The sequence below is a fragment of the Corynebacterium gallinarum genome (genome assembly GCF_014837045.1).
Classification (GTDB): Bacteria; Actinomycetota; Actinomycetes; order Mycobacteriales; family Mycobacteriaceae; genus Corynebacterium; species Corynebacterium gallinarum.
Genome location: NZ_JACSPR010000002.1, coordinates 320,806 through 340,250 on the forward strand (window position 1 = coordinate 320,806; position 19,445 = coordinate 340,250).

The following is a 19,445-nucleotide window of genomic DNA, read 5'->3' on the forward strand; positions in this document are numbered from 1 at the left end:
TTTTGCCTTCACTGTGAGGACCAGCCACAAGGACTGTGGAACACAGATCTAGCGCATTACAAAATGTGCCAGTTACATGATCCTAGGGGCACCGGCGGTCAAATTCAAACTACCAGTTACCCTGTGGACATTCGCAGGGTAACGGCCAGCAGGGTCCATCCTCACTGCCTGTATAAACGACAGTTGGATGCAGCCTGCAGGCCGCTACCCCACACCACCCTACGCGTGCGCTGGCACAGCCCTACACGTGGGGTGGGTGGGAGGCGTACCTCCCGTTATCCGCTCAGGATTTAAGCGGTGCCGTTGCGCTCTGCGATGACGTCTGCAGCAACGTTGGCGGGAACCTCAGCGTAGGAATCGAAGACCATGGAGTAGTTTGCACGACCCTGGGTCTTGGAGCGGAGGTCACCGACGTAGCCGAACATCTGGGACAGCGGAACCTTGGCCTTGACCAGCTTGGCGCCGGCACGGTCCTCCATGGAGGAGATCTGTCCACGACGGGAGTTCACGTCGCCGATGACCTCACCCATGTACTCCTCAGGAGTGGTGATCTCAACGGACATGATCGGCTCGAGCAGAACCGGCTTCGCCTTGGCGACAGCTTCCTTGAACGCCTGGGAACCGGCGAGCTTGAAGGCCATTTCCGAGGAGTCGACGTCGTGGTATGCACCGTCTTCGAGGGTGGCCTTGACGTTGACCAGCGGGTAGCCGGCGAGGTAGCCGTACTGCATGGCGTCCTGGATACCTGCGTCCACAGACGGGATGTATTCCTTCGGGATACGTCCACCGGTGACGGCGTTGTTGAACTTGTAGATGGCGGATTCGCCCTCTTCAAGCTCTTCCTGGGCAGGTGCGTAAGGCTCGATGGAGATGATGACCTTAGCGAACTGGCCGGAACCACCGGTCTGCTTCTTGTGGGTGTAGCTGAGGGACTCAACCGACTTGCGGATGGTCTCACGGTAGGCAACCTGTGGGTCACCGATGTTGGCCTCAACCTTGAACTCGCGCTTCATGCGGTCAACCAGGACGTCGAGGTGGAGCTCGCCCATGCCGCCGATGACGGTCTGACCGGACTCGTCGTCCAGGTGGACGGTGAAGGTCGGGTCCTCTTCAGCGAGCTTCTGGATGGCGACACCCAGCTTCTCCTGGTCAGACTTGGTCTTTGGCTCGATGGCAACCTGGATAACCGGATCCGGGAAGTCCATGGACTCCAGGATGATCGGGTTGGCAGCATCACAGAGGGTGTCACCGGTGGTGGTGTCCTTCAGACCGATGAAGGCGTAGATGTTACCAGCGTGTGCGATGTCAACAGGGTTTTCCTTGTTGGCGTGCATCTGGAACAGCTTGCCGACGCGCTCCTTCTTACCCTTGGTGGAGTTCAGAACCTGCTCGCCTGGCTCGACCTTGCCGGAGTAGACGCGGACGAAGGTCAGCTTGCCGAAGAACGGGTGTGCTGCGATCTTGAAGGCCAGCGCGGACAGTGGCTCATCGTCGGAAGGCTTACGGGTCAGGGTGACCTCTGGGTCCTTCACGTCAACGCCCTCGACCTCACCGGTGTCCAATGGGGTCGGGAGGTAGTCGATGACAGCGTCGAGCAGCGGCTGGACACCCTTGTTCTTGTAGGCGGTGCCACAGAACACGGGGTAGACCTCGGAGTTGACGACCATCTTGCGGATGGCGCCCTTGATCTCCTCGGTGGTCAGCTCCTCGCCACCGAAGTAGCGGTCCATGAGCTCGTCGGAGGACTCAGCGACGGTCTCGAGCAGCTTCTCGCGGTACTCCTGGGCGCGGTCGACGAGATCAGCGGGGATCTCCTCGACGGTGGCCTCGGTGCCGATCTCGGTGGTGCCGCGCCAGGTCAGAGCCTTCATCTGGATGAGGTCGACGACGCCGTCGAAGGCATCCTCGGCACCGATGGGCAGCTGCATGACCAGTGGCTTTGCACCGAGGCGGTCCTCGATGGTGCCGACGGTGAAGTAGAAGTCAGCGCCCAGCTTGTCCATCTTGTTGACGAAGCAGATACGTGGGACGTTGTACTTGGTGGCCTGACGCCAGACCTGCTCGGACTGTGGCTCAACGCCTTCCTTGCCGTCGAAGACAGCAACCGCGCCATCGAGGACACGCAGGGAACGCTCGACCTCAACGGTGAAGTCAACGTGACCCGGGGTGTCGATGATGTTGATCTGGTTGTTGTCCCAGAAACAGGTCACCGCGGCGGAGGTGATGGTGATGCCGCGTTCCTTCTCCTGCTCCATCCAGTCGGTGGTTGCGCCACCGTCGTGGGTCTCGCCGACCTTACGGTTGATGCCGGTGTAGAAGAGGATGCGTTCGGTGGTCGTGGTCTTACCGGCGTCGATGTGAGCCATGATGCCGATGTTGCGGACCTTGTTCAGATCCTTAAGCACTTCTTGTGCCACAGTGGTACCCCAACTTGTTGGTTGTGGCGCTTTCCGTCTCACCGGGGCACCGGGTGATGAACCCATCAGGTCCATCTCCCGGTGCCCAGATAATCAGGTCAGACACCTACGGATAATTCTCTCGTTACATTTTGCCACTAAGTGGTGGTGCTGGCATAGTGCCAGCCGCAACCACGTGTAAGTTCCTGTGTAACACACTGCCCATGCAGCTGCGACCGGAGAGGTCGCGGGGTTTTGATCTCCACTAATGAGACCAAAAGCCCAGTCACCATTTCCCCACCATCACTGTGCGACGCGACCGTGGTACGGACGCAGTTGAACAGCCGGTGGAGAGAAGTGATTGGGCGGTCATGGCATTTCTTACTACCAGCGGTAGTGAGCGAAGGCGCGGTTGGCCTCTGCCATCTTGTGGGTGTCCTCGCGACGCTTCACGGAAGCGCCAAGGCCGTTGGCTGCATCCATGATCTCGTTGGCGAGACGCTCCACCATGGTGTTCTCACGACGCTGACGGGTGAAGGTCACCAGCCAACGCAGAGCCAGGGTGGTGGAACGTGCCGGGCGAACCTCGACAGGAACCTGGTAGGTTGCGCCACCGACACGGCGGGAGCGGACCTCGAGGTCTGGGCGGACGTTGCCCAGAGCCTTCTCGAGGGTGCCGACCGGCTCGAGACCGGTCTTCTCACGGCAGATTTCGAGAGCGCCGTAAACGATGCGTTCTGCGGTGGACTTCTTGCCGCCGATGAGGATCTTGTTCACGAGCTGGGTGACGAGCTCGGAATCGTATACTGGGTCCTTGACTACTGGACGCTTGGGAGCTGCTGATTTACGCATTTTTAATTATCCCCTCTTCGCGCCGTAGCGGGAACGAGCCTGCTTGCGGTCCTTGACGCCCTGGGTATCCAGTGCACCACGGATGATCTTGTAACGGACACCCGGAAGGTCCTTCACACGACCACCACGGACGAGCACCATGGAGTGCTCCTGGAGGTTGTGACCCTCACCCGGGATGTAGGCGGAAACCTCGATGCCGGAGGTGAGGCGCACACGGGCGACCTTACGCAGAGCGGAGTTCGGCTTCTTGGGGGTGGTGGTGTACACACGGGTGCATACGCCACGACGCTGAGGGGAGCCCTTCAGTGCCGCGGTGGCCACCTTGTTGGTCTTATCATGGCGGCCCTTACGGACCAGCTGCTGAATAGTTGGCATGAACCATCCTTGTTTCGGAGTTCTTTGTAAAGCGGACGTGTCACCTGATGAAAGGCGAACACGCAATGAGTTCTTGAAGGCGCATGGGATAGATAAAGTGCCCGAACACGCAAAAATAGGGGCTCTTTTCCGGGGCCCGACCGCGTGTCACGAGCAACCTACCGAAGCTCACATGCGCCTACACCCTCCGGTTTCCCGGTGGCGGATCAGCGCGTGAAGCGAGGTGCCGTCAATTCCCAACTACTGGAGTGGGACTCATCGGATCACCCTACCACCCACACTCCGGGATCACCAAACAGCACGTCCCGACCCCTTCGAAACAACACGGGTCTCCCCCGCCTGTGGGCCTTATACTCAAGGCATGACCGAGCCCATCCGCAAACGTGCCACCGATGACCACCGCACCGCCGCCGTCGATGAGCTCTCTGCCGCCGTCGCCCGGGGCCAGCTCACCCTCGAAGAGTTCGAGGAGCGCTCCGCGAAGGCCTGGTCCGCCCGTTTCGTCGATGATCTCCTGTCCCTGCTGGAGGATGTGATCGATGTGCCACCACACCTGCCCGCCCCGACGGGCTCCGCAGCAACCCTCGTGCCATCCGCCCCACAACATCAGCATCCCGCCTCCCAGGCCGTGGCACGCGTGCGCAGCCAGATCACCGGCCAGCCGAACGGTTCGACGTTGTCACTGTCACTCATGGGCGGGTCCGAGCGGCGGGGCAACTGGATCTGCCCCACCGCCCACACCACGATCGCCGTGATGGGTGGCAACGTCGTGGATCTGCGCGACGCACTGCTGGAGAGCGACCACATCACCATCACCGCCGTCACCCTGATGGGTGGGATTGAGATCATCGTGCCCGAGGGGGTCCGGGTGATCTGCGACGGCATGGGGCTCCTGGGTGGCTTCGGTTCAGAGACCCACAAGTCCGTGACCATCCACCCGTCCGACCTGCCCGGGGACGCACCCGTGGTGCGGGTCCGGGGGCTGGCCGTCATGGGCGGGGTGTCCGTGGTGACCCGGGCCCGTGGGTGACAGGCATGCTTGTCGACGCACAACCCCTCCCCCATCACCCCAGCTCAGGAGCCTAACGTTCCATTTATGGAACGTGGGTGTTCCATGGATGGAACACAAAAAGAACACCCCGCCCGGATGATCCGTGCGGGGTGTTCTTCTCAGCGACCAGTTATTACTCTGTGCCGGAGGGGGTCTTCCTTGCTCTAGAAGGCCTCATCCAGTGGGACGGAGGCACCGGTGAATTCACCGAAACCATCGTCACCATAAATCGACTCACCGTAGGTCGGGATCGAGTAGGCGGCGTTGCGGGCTGCCTCGGTCGGCTTGATGGAGATGTTGCGGTAACGGGAGATACCGGTACCGGCCGGGATCAGCTTACCGATGATCACGTTCTCCTTCAGACCGATCAGCTTGTCCGAGCGCTTGTTGATGGCGGCATCGGTCAGCACGCGGGTGGTCTCCTGGAAGGAGGCCGCGGACAGCCAGGACTCGGTTGCGAGCGAGGCCTTGGTGATACCCATGATCTCGGAACGCAGCTCTGCCGGCTGACCACCGTTGGCGATCGCCTCGGAGTTGGCCAGCTTCGCCTCGGACAGGTCCACGAGAGAACCGGGGAGGAACTCGGTGGAACCGGACTCGATGACGGTACCGCGACGCAGCATCTGACGGATGATGATCTCGATGTGCTTGTCGTGGATGGCCACACCCTGTGCACGGTAGACAGCCTGCACCTCATCGATGAGGTGCTGCTCCACACCACGACGACCCAGAACCTCCAGGACGTCATGCGGAGCGGCGGCACCGCGCAGCAGACGGGTACCGGTGGTGACGTGGTCACCCTCGGCCAGGGTGCGCTCGATGAACGCAGCCGGGTTGTGTTCCATCGGAACACGGATCGAGGCCAGGCCCTGACGCTTCGACAGCTTGTCGTAGATGACATTGTCGGAGCCATCATCCGGAACGAGGGTCAGGGTGTAGAAGTTACCCTCATCCTCGAGGTGGATGACACCGTCCGCAGAGGCGATCGGGGCGAGGTTCTTCGGAACACGCGCCTCGAACAGCTCCTGGACACGGGGCAGACCGCCGGTGATGTCGCCACCGACACCACCCTGGTGGAAGGTACGCATGGTCAGCTGGGTACCGGGCTCACCAATGGACTGTGCGGCGACGATGCCGACAGCCTCTCCGATGTCGACCTGCTTGCCGGATGCCATGGACTTGCCGTAGCACTTGGCGCAGACACCGGTCGGGGTCTGACAGGTCAGCACGGAGCGGACCTTAATCTGCTGGATACCGGCCTCGACGAGGAGGTCGATGTTCAGCTCGGTCAGATCGGAACCGGCGGTGAGGACGACCTCACCATCGGCGTTGGTGGCATCTCCTGCCAGGACACGACCGGACACGGAGGTCTCGATCAGGTCATGGCGGGTGTAACCGGACACCGCACCGGTGGCGTCCAGGACCTCGGCTGCGACGGGGACGCGGATACCCTGGCGGGTACCACAATCCTCGACGCGGACGATGACGTCCTGGGCCACGTCGACCAGACGACGGGTCAGGTAACCGGAGTCGGCGGTACGCAGGGCGGTATCGGCCAGACCCTTACGGGAACCGTGCGAGTTGTTGAAGTACTCGAGAACGGTCAGGCCCTCACGGAAGGAGGTCTTGATCGGTCGGGTGATGTAGTCACCCTTCGAGTTCACCACCATGCCCTTCATGCCGGCCAGGGTCCAGATCTGACGCATGTTACCGGCGGCGCCGGACTTCACGATCATCGGGATCGGGTTGTCGTCGGGGTAGATATCCTCGACGGCCTGACCGACCTCGTCGGTGGCGTCCTTCCACAGTTCGACCAGACGGTCGTAACGCTCACGGCCGGTGAGCTTACCGCGGCTGTACTTGGTTTCGATCTGTCGCGCTGCAGCTTCGTAGCGGTCGAGGATCTCATCCTTGTTCGGGAGAACCAGAACGTCGGACATGGCGATGGTGACACCCGAGCGGGTGGACCAGTAGAAACCGGCGTCCTTCATCTTGTCCATGGTCTGCGCCACGGTGATCATCGGGTACCTGGCGGCGAGGTCATTGACCACGTCACCGAGCATGATCTTGTCGGCTCCGCCACCCTTACGGACCATGACGCCCTCGAGGTACGGGTAGTTCCACGGCAGGATCTCGTTGAACATGACGCGTCCCAGGGTGGTTTCGGCGAGCCAGGTGTCACCCTGGTTCCAACCCTCCGGGAACAGTTCATCTTCACGATCCACCGGTGGACGCAGGTGGTCCAGGCGGATCTTGATCGGTGCCTGCAGGCCGAGCACACCACGGTCGTAGGCCATGATGGCCTCGGCGTAGGAGGAGTACACACCCTTCTCGGGTCCGTTCTCATCGGCTGGCTGGTAGGCACCCTGGCCACCGAATTCCTCGGGGGCCTTATCCAGGGTCAGGTAGTACAGACCGGTCACCATGTCCAGACGTGGCATGGCCAGTGGCTTACCGGACGCCGGGGACAGGATGTTGTTGGAGGCCAGCATCAGGATGCGTGCCTCAGCCTGTGCCTCGGCGGACAGTGGCAGGTGGACTGCCATCTGGTCACCGTCGAAGTCGGCGTTGAACGCCTCACAGGCCAGTGGGTGCAGCTGGATGGCCTTACCCTCAACAAGAACCGGCTCGAAGGCCTGGATACCCAGGCGGTGCAGGGTGGGTGCACGGTTGAGCATCACCGGGTGCTCGGAGATGGCCTCCTCGAGGACATCCCACACCTCCGGACGCTGACGCTCCACCATGCGCTTGGCTGACTTGATGTTCTGGGCGTACTCGTTTTCCACCAGACGCTTCATCACGAACGGCTTGAACAGCTCCAGAGCCATCAGCTTCGGCAGACCACACTCGTGCAGACGCAGCTGGGGGCCGACGATGATCACGGAACGACCCGAGTAGTCAACACGCTTACCCAGGAGGTTCTGACGGAATCGACCCTGCTTGCCCTTGAGCAGGTCAGACAGGGACTTCAGCGGACGGTTGCCCGGTCCGGTGACCGGACGGCCACGACGACCGTTGTCGAACAACGCGTCGACGGATTCCTGCAGCATGCGCTTCTCGTTGTTCACGATGATCTCGGGGGCACCGAGTTCGATCATGCGCTTGAGGCGGTTGTTGCGGTTGATCACGCGACGGTACAGATCGTTCAGGTCGGAGGTGGCGAAACGGCCACCGTCGAGCTGAACCATCGGACGCAGCTCCGGCGGGATCACCGGGATGGCGTTGAGCACCATGCCGGCAGGATCGTTACCGGAACGCTGGAAGGCAGCGACGACCTTGAGGCGCTTGAGGGCACGCATCTTCTTCTGGCCCTTGCCCTCGGCGATGATGGTGCGCAGTTCCTCGGCCTCGGCGTCGAGGTCGAAGCCACGGATGAGGGTCTGGATGGACTCTGCACCCATGCCGCCGGTGAAGTAATCCTCGTAGCGGTCGACAAGCTCGTCGTAGAGCTTCTCGTCGCGGATCATCTGCTTCGGGGCGAGCTTGATGAAGGTCTGCCAGATCTCCTCGAGACGGTCGATCTCACGCTCCGCGCGTTCGCGGATGTGCTGCATCTCCTTCTCGGCGGCGTTCTGCACCTTGCGGCGCGCGTCGGCCTTGGCTCCGGCGGCCTCGAGTTCAGCGAGGTCCTCCTCGAGCTTCTCGGCACGATCGGCGATCTCGGACTCGGCGTCCGCCTCAACGTCCTTCTTCTCCAGAAGCATCTCTGCCTCCAGGGTCGACTGGTCGCTGTGACGGGCCTCCTCATCCACACTGGTGATGATGTTGGCACCGAAGTAGATGATGAGGTCAAGGTCCTTCGGAGCGAGGTCCAGAAGGTAACCCAGGCGTGAGGGAACACCCTTGAAGTACCAGATGTGGGTCACCGGTGCGGCGAGCTCAATGTGGCCCATGCGCTCACGGCGAACCTTGGACTTGGTCACCTCAACGCCGCAGCGCTCACAGATGATGCCCTTGTAACGGACGCGCTTGTACTTACCGCAGGCGCACTCCCAGTCACGGGTGGGGCCGAAAATGCGTTCGCAGAACAGACCGTCCTTCTCAGGCTTGAGGGTTCGGTAGTTGATGGTCTCCGGCTTCTTGACCTCACCCTTGGACCAGCGGCGGATGTCGTCGGCGGTGGCCAGGCCGATGCGGAGCTCATCGAAGACGTTTACGTCGAGCACGTAAAACTCCCTTTCCCCCCGGTACCTTCTTCATGGTTCCCGGGGGATGTTGGCTTGATTTCTAGCGGTTGGTTGATCTGCTATGCGGTATCGGCGTCGGAACGCTCGTCACGGGACAGGTTGATGCCCAGTGAGGCGCCTGCCTGATCGAAGTCGTCGTCGTCGCCCGCGAGCTCCATCGGCGTGCCATCGGCGGAGAGGACCTCCACGTTCAGGCAGAGCGACTGGAGCTCCTTGAGGAGAACCTTGAAGGACTCCGGGATACCCGGATCCGGGATGTTCTCGCCCTTGACAATTGCCTCGTAGACCTTGACACGACCGACCACGTCATCAGACTTGATGGTGAGCAGTTCCTGCAGGGTGTAGGCAGCGCCGTATGCCTGCATCGCCCACACCTCCATCTCGCCGAATCGCTGTCCACCGAACTGCGCCTTACCACCGAGCGGCTGCTGGGTGATCATGGAGTACGGGCCGGTGGAACGGGCGTGGATCTTCTCATCCACCAGGTGGTGCAGCTTGAGCATGTACATGTAACCGATGGAGACCGGGTACGGGTACGGCTCGCCGGAACGACCGTCGATGAGGGTGGCCTTGCCGTCCGCGTTGACCATGACGTCACCGTCACGGTTCGGGCGGGAGTTGGCGAGCAGTCCGGCGAGTTCCTCGTTGGAGGCGCCGTCGAACACCGGGGTGGCGGTCAGTGAGCCGGCGGGAACGTCGTAAAGCTCCTTGGGCAGGGTCTTGACCAGCTCGGTGTTCTTCGGGTCCTCGGGGTCCACGGACCAGCCGGCAGCTGCCAGCCAACCCAGGTGGGTCTCCAGGACCTGACCGATGTTCATACGACGTGGAACACCGTGGGTGTTCAGGATGATGTCGACCGGAGTGCCGTCCGGGAGGAAGGGCATGTCCTCCTGTGGCAGGATCTTGCCCACGACACCCTTGTTGCCGTGGCGGCCGGCGAGCTTGTCGCCGTCCTGGATCTTGCGCTTCTGGGCAACGTAGACACGGATCATCTCGTTGACACCCGGGGCCAGATCGTCGTCGTCCTCGCGGGAGAACCTGCGGACACCGATGACCTTGCCGGTTTCACCGTGTGGAACCTTCATGGAGGTGTCACGGACCTCGCGGGCCTTCTCACCGAAGATGGCGCGCAGCAGGCGCTCCTCCGGGGTCAGCTCGGTCTCACCCTTCGGGGTGACCTTACCGACCAGGATGTCGCCGTCGCGGACGTCCGCACCGATGCGGACGATGCCGCGCTCGTCGAGGTCCTTGAGGACCTCCTCGGAGACGTTCGGGATGTCACGGGTGATTTCCTCGGCACCGAGCTTGGTGTCGCGGGCATCGATCTCGTGCTCCTCGATGTGGATCGAGGTCAGGATGTCCTGCTCGACGATGTTCTGGTTGAGGATGATCGCATCCTCGTAGTTGTGACCCTCCCACGGCATGAATGCCACGAGCAGGTTACGTCCCAGGGACATCTCACCGTTGAAGGTACCCGGACCATCGGCGAGGACCTGGCCGGCCTCAACGCGGTCGCCCTGGTTGACCAGTGGCTTCTGGTTGTAGCTGGTGCCCTGGTTGGTGCGCTGGAACTTACGCAGCACGAAGGTGTCGCGCTTGCCCTCATCGTCCATGATGGTGACGATGTCGGCGGTGACGTTCTCCACCACACCGGCCTTCGGGGTGATCACGAGATCGCCTGCGTCGTAGGCTGCGCGCAGCTCCATGCCGGTGCCCACGAAGGGGGCCTCGGCGCGGACCAGCGGCACGGCCTGCTTCTGCATGTTCGCACCCATGAGGGCACGGTTGGCGTCATCGTGCTCAAGGAACGGAATCATCGCGGTACCCACGGAGACCATCTGACGTGGGGACACGTCCATGTAGTCAACCGCATTGCGGGCGACCATGGCGATGTCACCGTCCTTCAGACGAACGGTCACGGACTCATCGGTGATTCGGCCGTCTTCGTCGTAGTGCGTGTTCGCCTGGGCGACAACGAAGCGGTCCTCCTCATCGGCGGTCAGGTAATCGATCTGCTCGGTGAGCTTGCCGTCGACAACACGACGGTAGGGGGTTTCGATGAAACCGAAGGGGTTCACGCGGGCGTAGGACGCCAGGGAACCGATCAGGCCGATGTTCGGGCCTTCCGGGGTTTCAATCGGGCACATGCGGCCGTAGTGGGACGGGTGAACGTCTCGCACCTCGATGCCGGCGCGCTCACGGGACAGACCACCCGGGCCGAGAGCCGACAGACGACGCTTGTGGGTCAGACCCGACAGCGAGTTGTTCTGGTCCATGAACTGGGACAGCTGCGAGGTTCCGAAGAACTCGCGGATGGCTGCGGACACCGGACGCACGTTGATCAGGGAGGTCGGAGTGATGGACTCCGCGTCCTGGGTGGTCATGCGCTCGCGGACGACGCGCTCCATGCGGGACAGGCCGACGCGGACCTGGTTCTGGATCAGCTCACCGACGGTACGGAGACGACGGTTACCGAAGTGGTCGATGTCGTCGGTCTCCACCGGGATCTCCTCACCGGTGGGTGAGGTCATGGCACGCTCACCTGCATGCAGGCGGACGAGGTACTCGATGGCGGTGGCGATGTCCTCTTCAGTGAGGGTCATCAGGCCGTCGTTGTCGCCGCCGAGGCCCAGCTTGCGGTTGATCTTGTAACGACCAACCTTGGCCAGGTCGTAGCGCTTGGCCTTGAAGAAGCTGTTGTCCAGGAGGGACTGCGCAAGGTCGCGGGTGGGCTGCTCGCCCGGACGCTGCTTGCGGTAGATCTCCAGGAGTGCCTCGTCGGTGTTCGCGACACCGTCGGACTCCAGGGTGGACATCATGATCTCGGAGAAGCCGAAGCGCTCGGTGATCTGCTCGGTGGTCCAGCCCAGTGCCTTCAGCAACACGGTGACGGGCTGGCGACGCTTGCGGTCGATGCGCACACCGACGGAATCGCGCTTGTCGACGTCGAACTCCAGCCACGCACCGCGGGAAGGGATCACCTTCACGGCATGCAGTGGACGCTCGGTGGACTTGTCGATGGTCTGGTCGAAGTACACGCCCGGCGAGCGGACGAGCTGACTGACCACAACACGCTCGGTTCCGTTGATGATGAAGGTTCCCTTGTCGGTCATCATCGGGAAATCGCCGATGAAGACAGTCTGGGACTTGATCTCACCGGTGGTGTTGTTGACGAACTCCGCGGTCACATACAGTGGTGCCGCGTAGTTGATGTCTTTTTCCTTGGCCTCGTCAATCGTGTTCTTGACGGGCTCGAAGCGTGGCTCCGAGAGGCTCAGGGACATGTTTCCAGAGTAATCCTGGATTGGGGAGAGCTCCTCGAGAATATTCTCGAGTCCGCTGGTGATGCGGGCTCCCTCGCCGAACTCCTCCTGCTGACGTGCACGCCATTCAGACGTGCCGATCAGCCAGGAAAAGGAATCGAGTTGAAGATCTAGTAGCCCGGGCACCTCGATGGGCGCGGACACCTTCGCGAAGGAGTAACGCTTGGGTGCACCGGGGATATCGACGACTGACTTGGTCTGGCGGGAGACTGCCAAGATGGGTCCTTCCAGCACCTCACGCGGGTGAATCACATCGGGCTGGTCAAGGCCCGTATGCTCATCACAACCGCTGGTATTTTTGAGCAATTGGTCTGCTGAGGAAACCGAGTCCCATATGGCCTCAGATAACACTGAATGACCTTGTCAAATCGGTTTTTCCAACCATTTTGATCAAGGTCTCGGGCATCATCCAGACGAAAAAGAGAGACGGATTCCAACGCAACGACTCAGCTTATACCACAGTCATACGAAAGTAAAGAGGGACATTTTTCCTCCGGTGCCTCCCGTGCTATCGGCGAGCATACCCGGCGGACGTTTTTCACGCCTGCGCCTGACGGTCAGCTACCGGTGATTTACAGCACTCTGGCGTTTCCCGGAGATCCCAACATCTCTTTCACTTAGGCACCCTAACAAACATTCGGGGGTTTTTCGCAATTCGGGCACTGAAATACCAGGGACATAACAGGTATCAGACCTGCGGAGAAACCCGGTCCGTGCCCCGTGACCGGCGTCGACGCGCGCGATCGAAGAGCCCGAAACTGCCCGCCAATCCGATGAGCGCGAGGACGCCTCCGACGATGATGCCGATGGTGTTGGCGGTCCGCGCCGACTCCCCCACCGGGATGTCGGCGGCCTGCGTGATGAGGTCACTGACCTGCCCATCGGAGATCGCCCCGTCGAACAGCAGGACCTGATCGTACTTCTCCCCCGTGCGGTCCCCGTAGAAGTCGTCGATGCGCTCGTTCATGTCCACGATCAGGCCGGTGCGCTGATCCACCCAGAAGTCTCGTACCACATCATGGTAGAGGTATCCGGTGGTGGTGCCGCCGTCCTCACGGGTCAGGGTGGTGGTGTTGGAGGGATCCGCGAAGGACTCCGCCACATTCGCCTTCTCGATCACCTGCCGGTAGTGCATGATGGTGCGCCCGTCGACCTCGGTGGATTCGACGAAGTCAGCCGGGCGGGCCTGCCGGAGGGTGGTGTCCAGCACCGGGTAGGAGGTGGCCTCGGCGTCCGTGGGGAACTTCAACCAGATCCCCTCCACCTCGTAGTTGAGGGTGGGGCTGGCGAGCTGACTGGTCACGGCCATCTCGGAGAGGATCTCACCGGTGAAACGGTCCACCCGGAAGTTGTACACGGAGGCCGACAGCAACCGCTCCTGATCATTGCCGTCAACACCCTCCACGCCGTGCAGGAGGGTGTCGCCGACGCGCAGGGTCGCCCGGTCCGCATCGGCGGGGTCCATCACCTGGAAGTGCAGCTGCCGGGTGATCGGGGTGGTGACCAGCCCGGCCTCGGGATCCGAGTTCAGCAGGGTCTGACCATCATCGTCGGTCAGCGTGTAGGTGGTGGCCTCGAGGTCCAGAGGCAGTCGACCATCAGCGTGCACAAAGCGGGGGGCCACAAGCCCCCACACGATCAGTGCCACACCAATTCCGAGCAGGAGCGCGGAGAAGATCCTGGTTTTAGGCAGCATGCGGTCGATGTTACCTCAGGCCTGCGGCGTTCCTTAACGGGACGGAGCTTTACGACGCCGGTCTCCACCGCCCGTAGCCAACCCCGCCGGTGGGATAACGGGAAAACCCCGTTGCCACGATAGAAATCGCGGAAACGGGGTTCCAGGCATCGTAGAAGATGCGTGTAAGAAGGTTCTTACTTGAGGGTGACCTTTGCGCCAGCCTCTTCGAGCTTAGCCTTGGCAGCCTCAGCGTCTTCCTTGTTTGCAGCCTCGATGATAGCCTTCGGTGCGCCCTCGACGAGCTCCTTAGCTTCCTTCAGGCCCAGGCCGGAGACGAGCTCGCGGACAACCTTGATCACGCCGATCTTCTTGGCGCCAGCGTCTTCGAGAACGACGTCGAACTCGTCCTTCTCTTCGACAGCAGCCTCAGCGCCAGCGGCACCTGCAGCAGCAACGGCGACCGGAGCAGCAGCGGTGACCTCGAAGACCTCTTCGAATTCCTTGACGAACTCAGAGAGCTCGATGAGGGTCATTTCCTTGAAAGCCTCAATGAGCTCGTCCTTGGTGAGCTTAGCCATGATGGCGTCCTTTCTGTTGGGGCGTCTTCACGCCCGTAAAAGTGTGGGGTAAAACTGTTGCGCCTGGTGGGGCGACTTAAGCGTCCTTCTTCTCCTGGAGCGCAGCTGCGAGGCGTGCGACCTGGGAAGCGGGGGCGTTGAACAGGCCTGCGGCCTTTGCCAAGTTGCCCTTCATGGCGCCGGCAAGCTTCGCAAGAGTGGTCTCGCGGTTGTCCAGCTCAGCAATTGCCTTGACCTGATCTGCGGTCAGGGCATTGCCGTCCATGTAGCCACCCTTGACTACGAATGCCTTGTTGTCGTCGCCGAACTTCTTCAGCACCTTTGCGGTATCGACAGCCTCACCCTTGATGAAGGCAACAGCGGTCGGACCGGTCAGGAGATCATCAAGGCCCTCGACGCCAGCTTCTTGAGCGGCGATCTTAACAAGGGTGTTCTTGGCGACGGAGTACTGGACATCGTCACCCAGTGCGCGACGCAGCTCGGTGGTCTGAGCCACGGTCAGGCCACGGTACTCGGTGAGAACGATGGAATCGGTCTCAGCGAACTGTGCCTTGAGCTCTGCCAGAGCTACTTCGTTCTTTGGATTTGCCATTACTTCGCCTCCTTCCTCTTATGTGTGTCTACTGATCCGCGGGACCTCCACCATGAGTAGGTCCCGGCAGGGATCAACTCATGAAAAAAGCCCCGTGCAAGAGCACAGGGCGCATCATATTCCACGTAAGGGAACCTAAGGCGTCAAAGTGTCTCCTGCGTGGGCCGTTCCAACAGATATGGAAACCTTCGATCCGCGTGAGCGGATGACCAACGGTCTTCGGTGAACCTTGAATACAACCGGATTAAAGGTTGTTCAAACTTCGGACTCTGACTTTATACCACACGATCTCTCATACCAAATCGTCGACAGGGGTCAGGAGAAATCGCGCAGAATCCGTTTGAACACCCAGTCAGCGGACATGCCGTGCACACCGCCACCGGGACTGGTGGAGGAGGATGCCATGTACAGTCCCGGCCCCAGCTTGTAGGGCACGCGACGCAGGGCCTGGATGCCAGCGGTGGCGCCACCGCCGACATCGCCGCCGATCAGGTTGGGGTTCCACTGTTCCAGATCCACCGCGCTGTTCTCCACCACCTTGAGAATACGGTCCCGGAAACCGGGGGCGAAACGTTCGATCTGCCGGAGGATCCGTGTGGTGGCCTGCTTGTCCTCAAATCCCTGTGGCACATGGGCATAGGCCCAGACCACCGTGGCGTCCCTCGGGCCGCGGGAGGGGTCGGCCACCTGCTGCTGACAGACCAGCACGAAGGGTTTCTCCGGCAGCCGGCCCGCCGCGGCCTCGGATTCGGCGAGCTGGATCTCGTCCAGTCCACCGCACACGTGCACGGTCGTGGCATCCGCCACCTCGGGATTCGACCACGGGATGGGGCCATCGAGGAGGATGTCGAGTTTGTAGGACCCGGGTCCGTACTTCCACTTCTTCATGATCCGGGACGCACGGTGGGACAGTTCCACACCCTTGAGCCGGGATACCTGGGCCGGGGTGAGGTTGAGCACGACCGCGTCGGCATCGGAGAACTCGCGCAGATCCTCCACCGGGTGATCCGTGTGGATGGTGCCGCCGAAACTCTCCAGGACGCGAACCAGTGCATCCACCACGCTCTGCGTGCCGCCGACCGCGACCGGCCAGCCGTGCACCATCCCCAGGGAACCGAAGAGCAGACCGAAGGAGGCGGTCAGGGGCTGCGCCGGCGGGGTGATGGCATGGACCGCGGACCCGGAGAACAACACCCGGGCCTCCTCCGTCTCGAAGGCGGCGCGGGCCAGGGTGCGTGCGGGCAGCAGGGCGAGCGCACCGAAGGTGGCCATCTTCACCGGGTGCGGCGGGAAGCGGAGCACCGGCCCCAGGACGTTTTCCAGGTGCTTGTCCAACCCCCGGGTGACCAGGCCGTGGACCTGTCGCCACCGGGAGGCGTCCTCACCCAGCTGGGTGGCGGTGGTGTCAAGACCACGGCTGAGAAACGCCGCGCGACCGTCGTCGAGGGGGTGCGCCATGGCGTAGCGTGAATGCGCCCACTCCAGGCCGTGTGCCTGCAGATCGAGGTCTTTGAATACCGGCGAGGCGATGCCGAACGGGTGGGCGGCGGCACCCATATCCACGATGGTCCCCTCCCCCAGCACGGGGGCGGATCGGGCCGCACCGCCCGGACGGCTGCCCTGTTCATACACGTCGACCTGCCAGCCCTCACGGGCGAGGAGACATGCTGTTGTCAATCCATTCGGACCCGACCCCACGACCACTGCACGGCGTTTTCTCTCAGGATGCTTCGTCACCCCACCTACGCTACCTTTCCCCCGCGATCAGGGTCGGGCACCCCAGGGTGGGTTCACCGCGGCGCGGGCCATCCGCTGGAGGATGTCGGCGATCTGATCGAACTCCGCCTGGGACTGGTTGATCAACTCCGCACCGCGGTGGATCATGGCGTCGATCAGGGGGCGGACCGTCTCCACCTCATCGCCCAGGAGTTCCCGCAGTGCCGGATCCAGGCCGTTGTGTGATTCCTGGACCCGTTCATCGGTGAAGGTCTCAGGCAGGGTGCTGGCCGCGGACATCAGTGGGCCGTGGGACCCCTCCACGAACAGTTTCAGGGTGACCCGGACATACGCCGCCAGGCGCTCCGCCGGGTCGGACCCCACGCGGTCGAGTTCCGCGGTGAGGCTGTCCAACCAGGCCGGGATGGCCTGCAGGAGCAACTGGATGATGAGATCCTTACCGGAGGCCACATAGAGGTAGACGCTGGAACGTGCCAACCCGACCTCGGCGGCCACCTCGGCGATGGTGGGGACCTTCCCATCACTGTCGACGATCAACCGCTCCGCCGCATCAAGCACGGCCCGGTGCTGGGCGGCCCGGTGCTCCGGGACTGATGGCTGGTTTATCCTAGGCATGCCATGAGCTTAATCCCTGGGTGTGAGCCGGCCATCGACCATGTCGTAGACGCGGTCGCAGTGCTCGATCACTTCGAGGTCGTGGGTGACCATGACGCCAGCGACACCGAGTTCGTGGCATTCGTGGGCCAGCAGCCGCACGATCTCATGGGCTCGGTTGCGGTCGAGGGCGGCGGTCGGTTCGTCGACAAGCAGCAGGTCCGGCCCGCCCACCAGGGCGCGGGCGATGCCGATGCGCTGACGCTCACCACCGGACAGGGTCGCCGGACGGTGATCCGCGCGGTGGGACATCCCGACGGCGTCGAGCAGCTCATCGTTGCTGCGGCGACCGCGACGACCCAGGATCCGGGCCGCCAGCTCCAGCTGATCGCGCGCCTTGAGGGCGGACGGCAGATTGCCGGAGGACTGGAAGACGAACCCGATGTGCTCACGGCGCACGCGCGCGAGCTCCTTGTCGGACAGGCCCGTGATGGACTCCCCCGCCACCTGCACATCGCCGGAGTTCGGGGTGGTCAGTGCGCCGGCCACAGCCAGGAGGGTGGATTTACCGGACCCCGAGGGGCCCACGATGGCGACGAATGCACCACGGTTGACCTGCAGGGAGACCCCGTCGAGGGCATGGACCTGCGAGTCGCCGTCGCCATAACTGACGCGGACATTGTCAAGAATGAGTGCGGGCGTGGTCATCGGTTCTCTCCCAGGGCAGAAAGCGGATCGGTTCGGGTGACTCGGTAAACGGCGATGAACGCGCCGATGAGTCCGGAGACAAAGAGCATGGCGGCACCGCCCAGGACGGAACCCCATTCCGTGGAGAACGGCATCGGGGTGGTCTCCAGCCACAGACCCAGCCCCACCGCGAGCGACACACCCACGAGGATGGACAGCGCGAGGATGACCACGGCCTGACCGAGGCTGTCGCGCAGGAGGAACCCGCGGGTGGCGCCGATCGCGCGCATCACGGCGATATCGGCGGAACGTTGGATGGTCCAGACCAGGAAGAAGGCGCCGGTGACCAGCGCGGTGATGATGTAGAGGAACCACTCGATCATGGACAGGGTCATGGTCTCCGCGGTGTAACCCGGTGAGGAACCGAAGCTCTCCTCCAGGGTGCGCACGTCAAGGCCGGTGTCAGCCGAGAGCGCGTCGGTGTCCGTGCCGGAAGCCTTGGCGACGATCACCGATGCCTGCCCGTAGGCGTAGTCGGCGGGTGCCTCACCTGCGCGGGCACCGGCATGGACCTCCTGCCAGGTATCCAGCGGGACATAGGCAAGATCGACGTGACCGAAGGTGCGCTGATCATCGGTGAAACCGGTGACGACGAACTCGGTCTCCAGACGGTCGACGGTGATGGTGTCACCAATGGAGATGCCGGCATCCTCGAGGGTGCCGGAGACGATGGTCTCACGCGTGGTTATGGTCGGCTGCCCCGGGACGCGATCAGCGTTGATGGCGGGCAGGCCCTCCGGGGCAATGAAGGAATCAGGTTCCACGCCCACGAGGGTGAGATCGATCGGGGCGCCCTCCTGATTGCGGGCATTGATGAGGGACAACCCCATCGGGGTGGCCTCCTCCACGCCGTCAACCGCGGCCAGGGTGTCGGTGTCATCCAGGTTCACCACCGAACGGGTGAAGGCGGAATCGGTCTGGGTGCCGTCCTCGAAGGCGATGACATCCGCATCAAGGGCCTTGAGACCGGAGACTCCGTCATTGACCAGACCGGCGGTCAGGCCGGAGATGATGACGATGAGGATGGACATCAGGCCCAGGACAAGGCCCATGAGCAGGAATCGGGTGCGCGCGAAGAGCATGTCGCGCCAGGCTAGAAACATGGAAATGTACTCCAGGTGGTATCGGGGGTGTGAACGCCGACCCGAAATAAACTTATCGACGCTGTGTCGATATCTTAACAACGCTGTGTCGGTAACTCTATTCGCGTTGTGGCCTGGGCGCTGGTTTTCCCGGGGTGCCACTGGGTTTGCGCAGGTTGCGGTGAGCGAGGTGAGGGGGACATCACAACTTGCACGCGGGAGGCCGAGGGGCGAGGGTGCCTGGAATGGGCTC

The 19,445-nt window shown here is 62.3% G+C and carries 13 protein-coding genes; 1 reads left to right on the forward strand and 12 read right to left on the reverse strand.

Going from position 1 to position 19,445, the window contains the following annotated elements; translation table 11 throughout:
- Positions 1–290: 290 nt before the first annotated feature.
- From fusA to rpsL, 3 genes are all read right to left on the reverse strand, one after another.
- Positions 291–2,417, reverse strand: a complete 2,127-nt coding sequence (gene fusA, locus H9627_RS04065) for an elongation factor G (protein ID WP_191732735.1) — start codon at positions 2,415–2,417, stop codon at positions 291–293.
- Positions 2,418–2,780: 363 nt separating this feature from the next.
- Positions 2,781–3,248 (reverse strand): 30S ribosomal protein S7, encoded by a 468-nt coding sequence (gene rpsG, locus H9627_RS04070; protein WP_191732736.1) that lies wholly within the window; start codon positions 3,246–3,248, stop codon positions 2,781–2,783.
- Between the two features lie 6 nt (positions 3,249–3,254).
- On the reverse strand, positions 3,255–3,623 hold the full coding sequence (gene rpsL, locus H9627_RS04075) for a 30S ribosomal protein S12 (protein WP_191732737.1): 369 nt from the start codon (positions 3,621–3,623) through the stop codon (positions 3,255–3,257).
- Between the two features lie 361 nt (positions 3,624–3,984).
- Here rpsL and H9627_RS04080 point away from each other — a divergent pair, with 361 nt between their 5' ends.
- Positions 3,985–4,653 carry a DUF1707 SHOCT-like domain-containing protein gene (locus H9627_RS04080; RefSeq protein WP_191732738.1) on the forward strand — a complete coding sequence of 223 codons (669 nt, stop codon included), beginning with the start codon at positions 3,985–3,987 and terminating at the stop codon, positions 4,651–4,653.
- Positions 4,654–4,838: 185 nt separating this feature from the next.
- Here H9627_RS04080 and H9627_RS04085 read toward each other — a convergent pair whose 3' ends face one another.
- The 9 genes from H9627_RS04085 to H9627_RS04125 form a co-directional block, all read right to left on the reverse strand.
- A complete protein-coding gene (locus H9627_RS04085) occupies positions 4,839–8,840 on the reverse strand; it encodes a DNA-directed RNA polymerase subunit beta' (protein WP_191732739.1) in 4,002 nt (1,333 codons plus the stop codon).
- Positions 8,841–8,920: 80 nt separating this feature from the next.
- The gene (rpoB, locus tag H9627_RS04090; RefSeq protein ID WP_191732865.1) at positions 8,921–12,418 is read right to left on the reverse strand and encodes a DNA-directed RNA polymerase subunit beta; all 3,498 of its coding nucleotides are present in this window, start codon (positions 12,416–12,418) and stop codon (positions 8,921–8,923) included.
- 454 nt (positions 12,419–12,872) lie between these two features.
- Positions 12,873–13,880 carry a DUF3068 domain-containing protein gene (locus tag H9627_RS04095; protein ID WP_191732740.1) on the reverse strand — a complete coding sequence of 336 codons (1,008 nt, stop codon included), beginning with the start codon at positions 13,878–13,880 and terminating at the stop codon, positions 12,873–12,875.
- A 176-nt stretch (positions 13,881–14,056) separates the two neighbouring features.
- On the reverse strand, positions 14,057–14,440 hold the full coding sequence (rplL, locus tag H9627_RS04100) for a 50S ribosomal protein L7/L12 (protein ID WP_191732741.1): 384 nt from the start codon (positions 14,438–14,440) through the stop codon (positions 14,057–14,059).
- A gap of 76 nt (positions 14,441–14,516) precedes the next feature.
- A complete protein-coding gene (rplJ, locus tag H9627_RS04105) occupies positions 14,517–15,032 on the reverse strand; it encodes a 50S ribosomal protein L10 (RefSeq protein ID WP_191732742.1) in 516 nt (171 codons plus the stop codon).
- A gap of 315 nt (positions 15,033–15,347) precedes the next feature.
- Positions 15,348–16,769 (reverse strand): phytoene desaturase family protein, encoded by a 1,422-nt coding sequence (locus tag H9627_RS04110; protein ID WP_318247752.1) that lies wholly within the window; start codon positions 16,767–16,769, stop codon positions 15,348–15,350.
- Positions 16,770–16,796: 27 nt separating this feature from the next.
- Entirely contained in the window at positions 16,797–17,384 is a 588-nt protein-coding gene (locus H9627_RS04115) for a TetR/AcrR family transcriptional regulator (RefSeq protein ID WP_225213448.1), read from the reverse strand.
- 9 nt (positions 17,385–17,393) lie between these two features.
- The gene (locus H9627_RS04120; protein WP_191732743.1) at positions 17,394–18,071 is read right to left on the reverse strand and encodes an ABC transporter ATP-binding protein; all 678 of its coding nucleotides are present in this window, start codon (positions 18,069–18,071) and stop codon (positions 17,394–17,396) included.
- Positions 18,068–19,213 (reverse strand): ABC transporter permease, encoded by a 1,146-nt coding sequence (locus H9627_RS04125; RefSeq protein WP_191732744.1) that lies wholly within the window; start codon positions 19,211–19,213, stop codon positions 18,068–18,070. The genes H9627_RS04120 and H9627_RS04125 overlap by 4 nt, the downstream gene beginning before the upstream one ends.
- Positions 19,214–19,445: the final 232 nt, after the last annotated feature.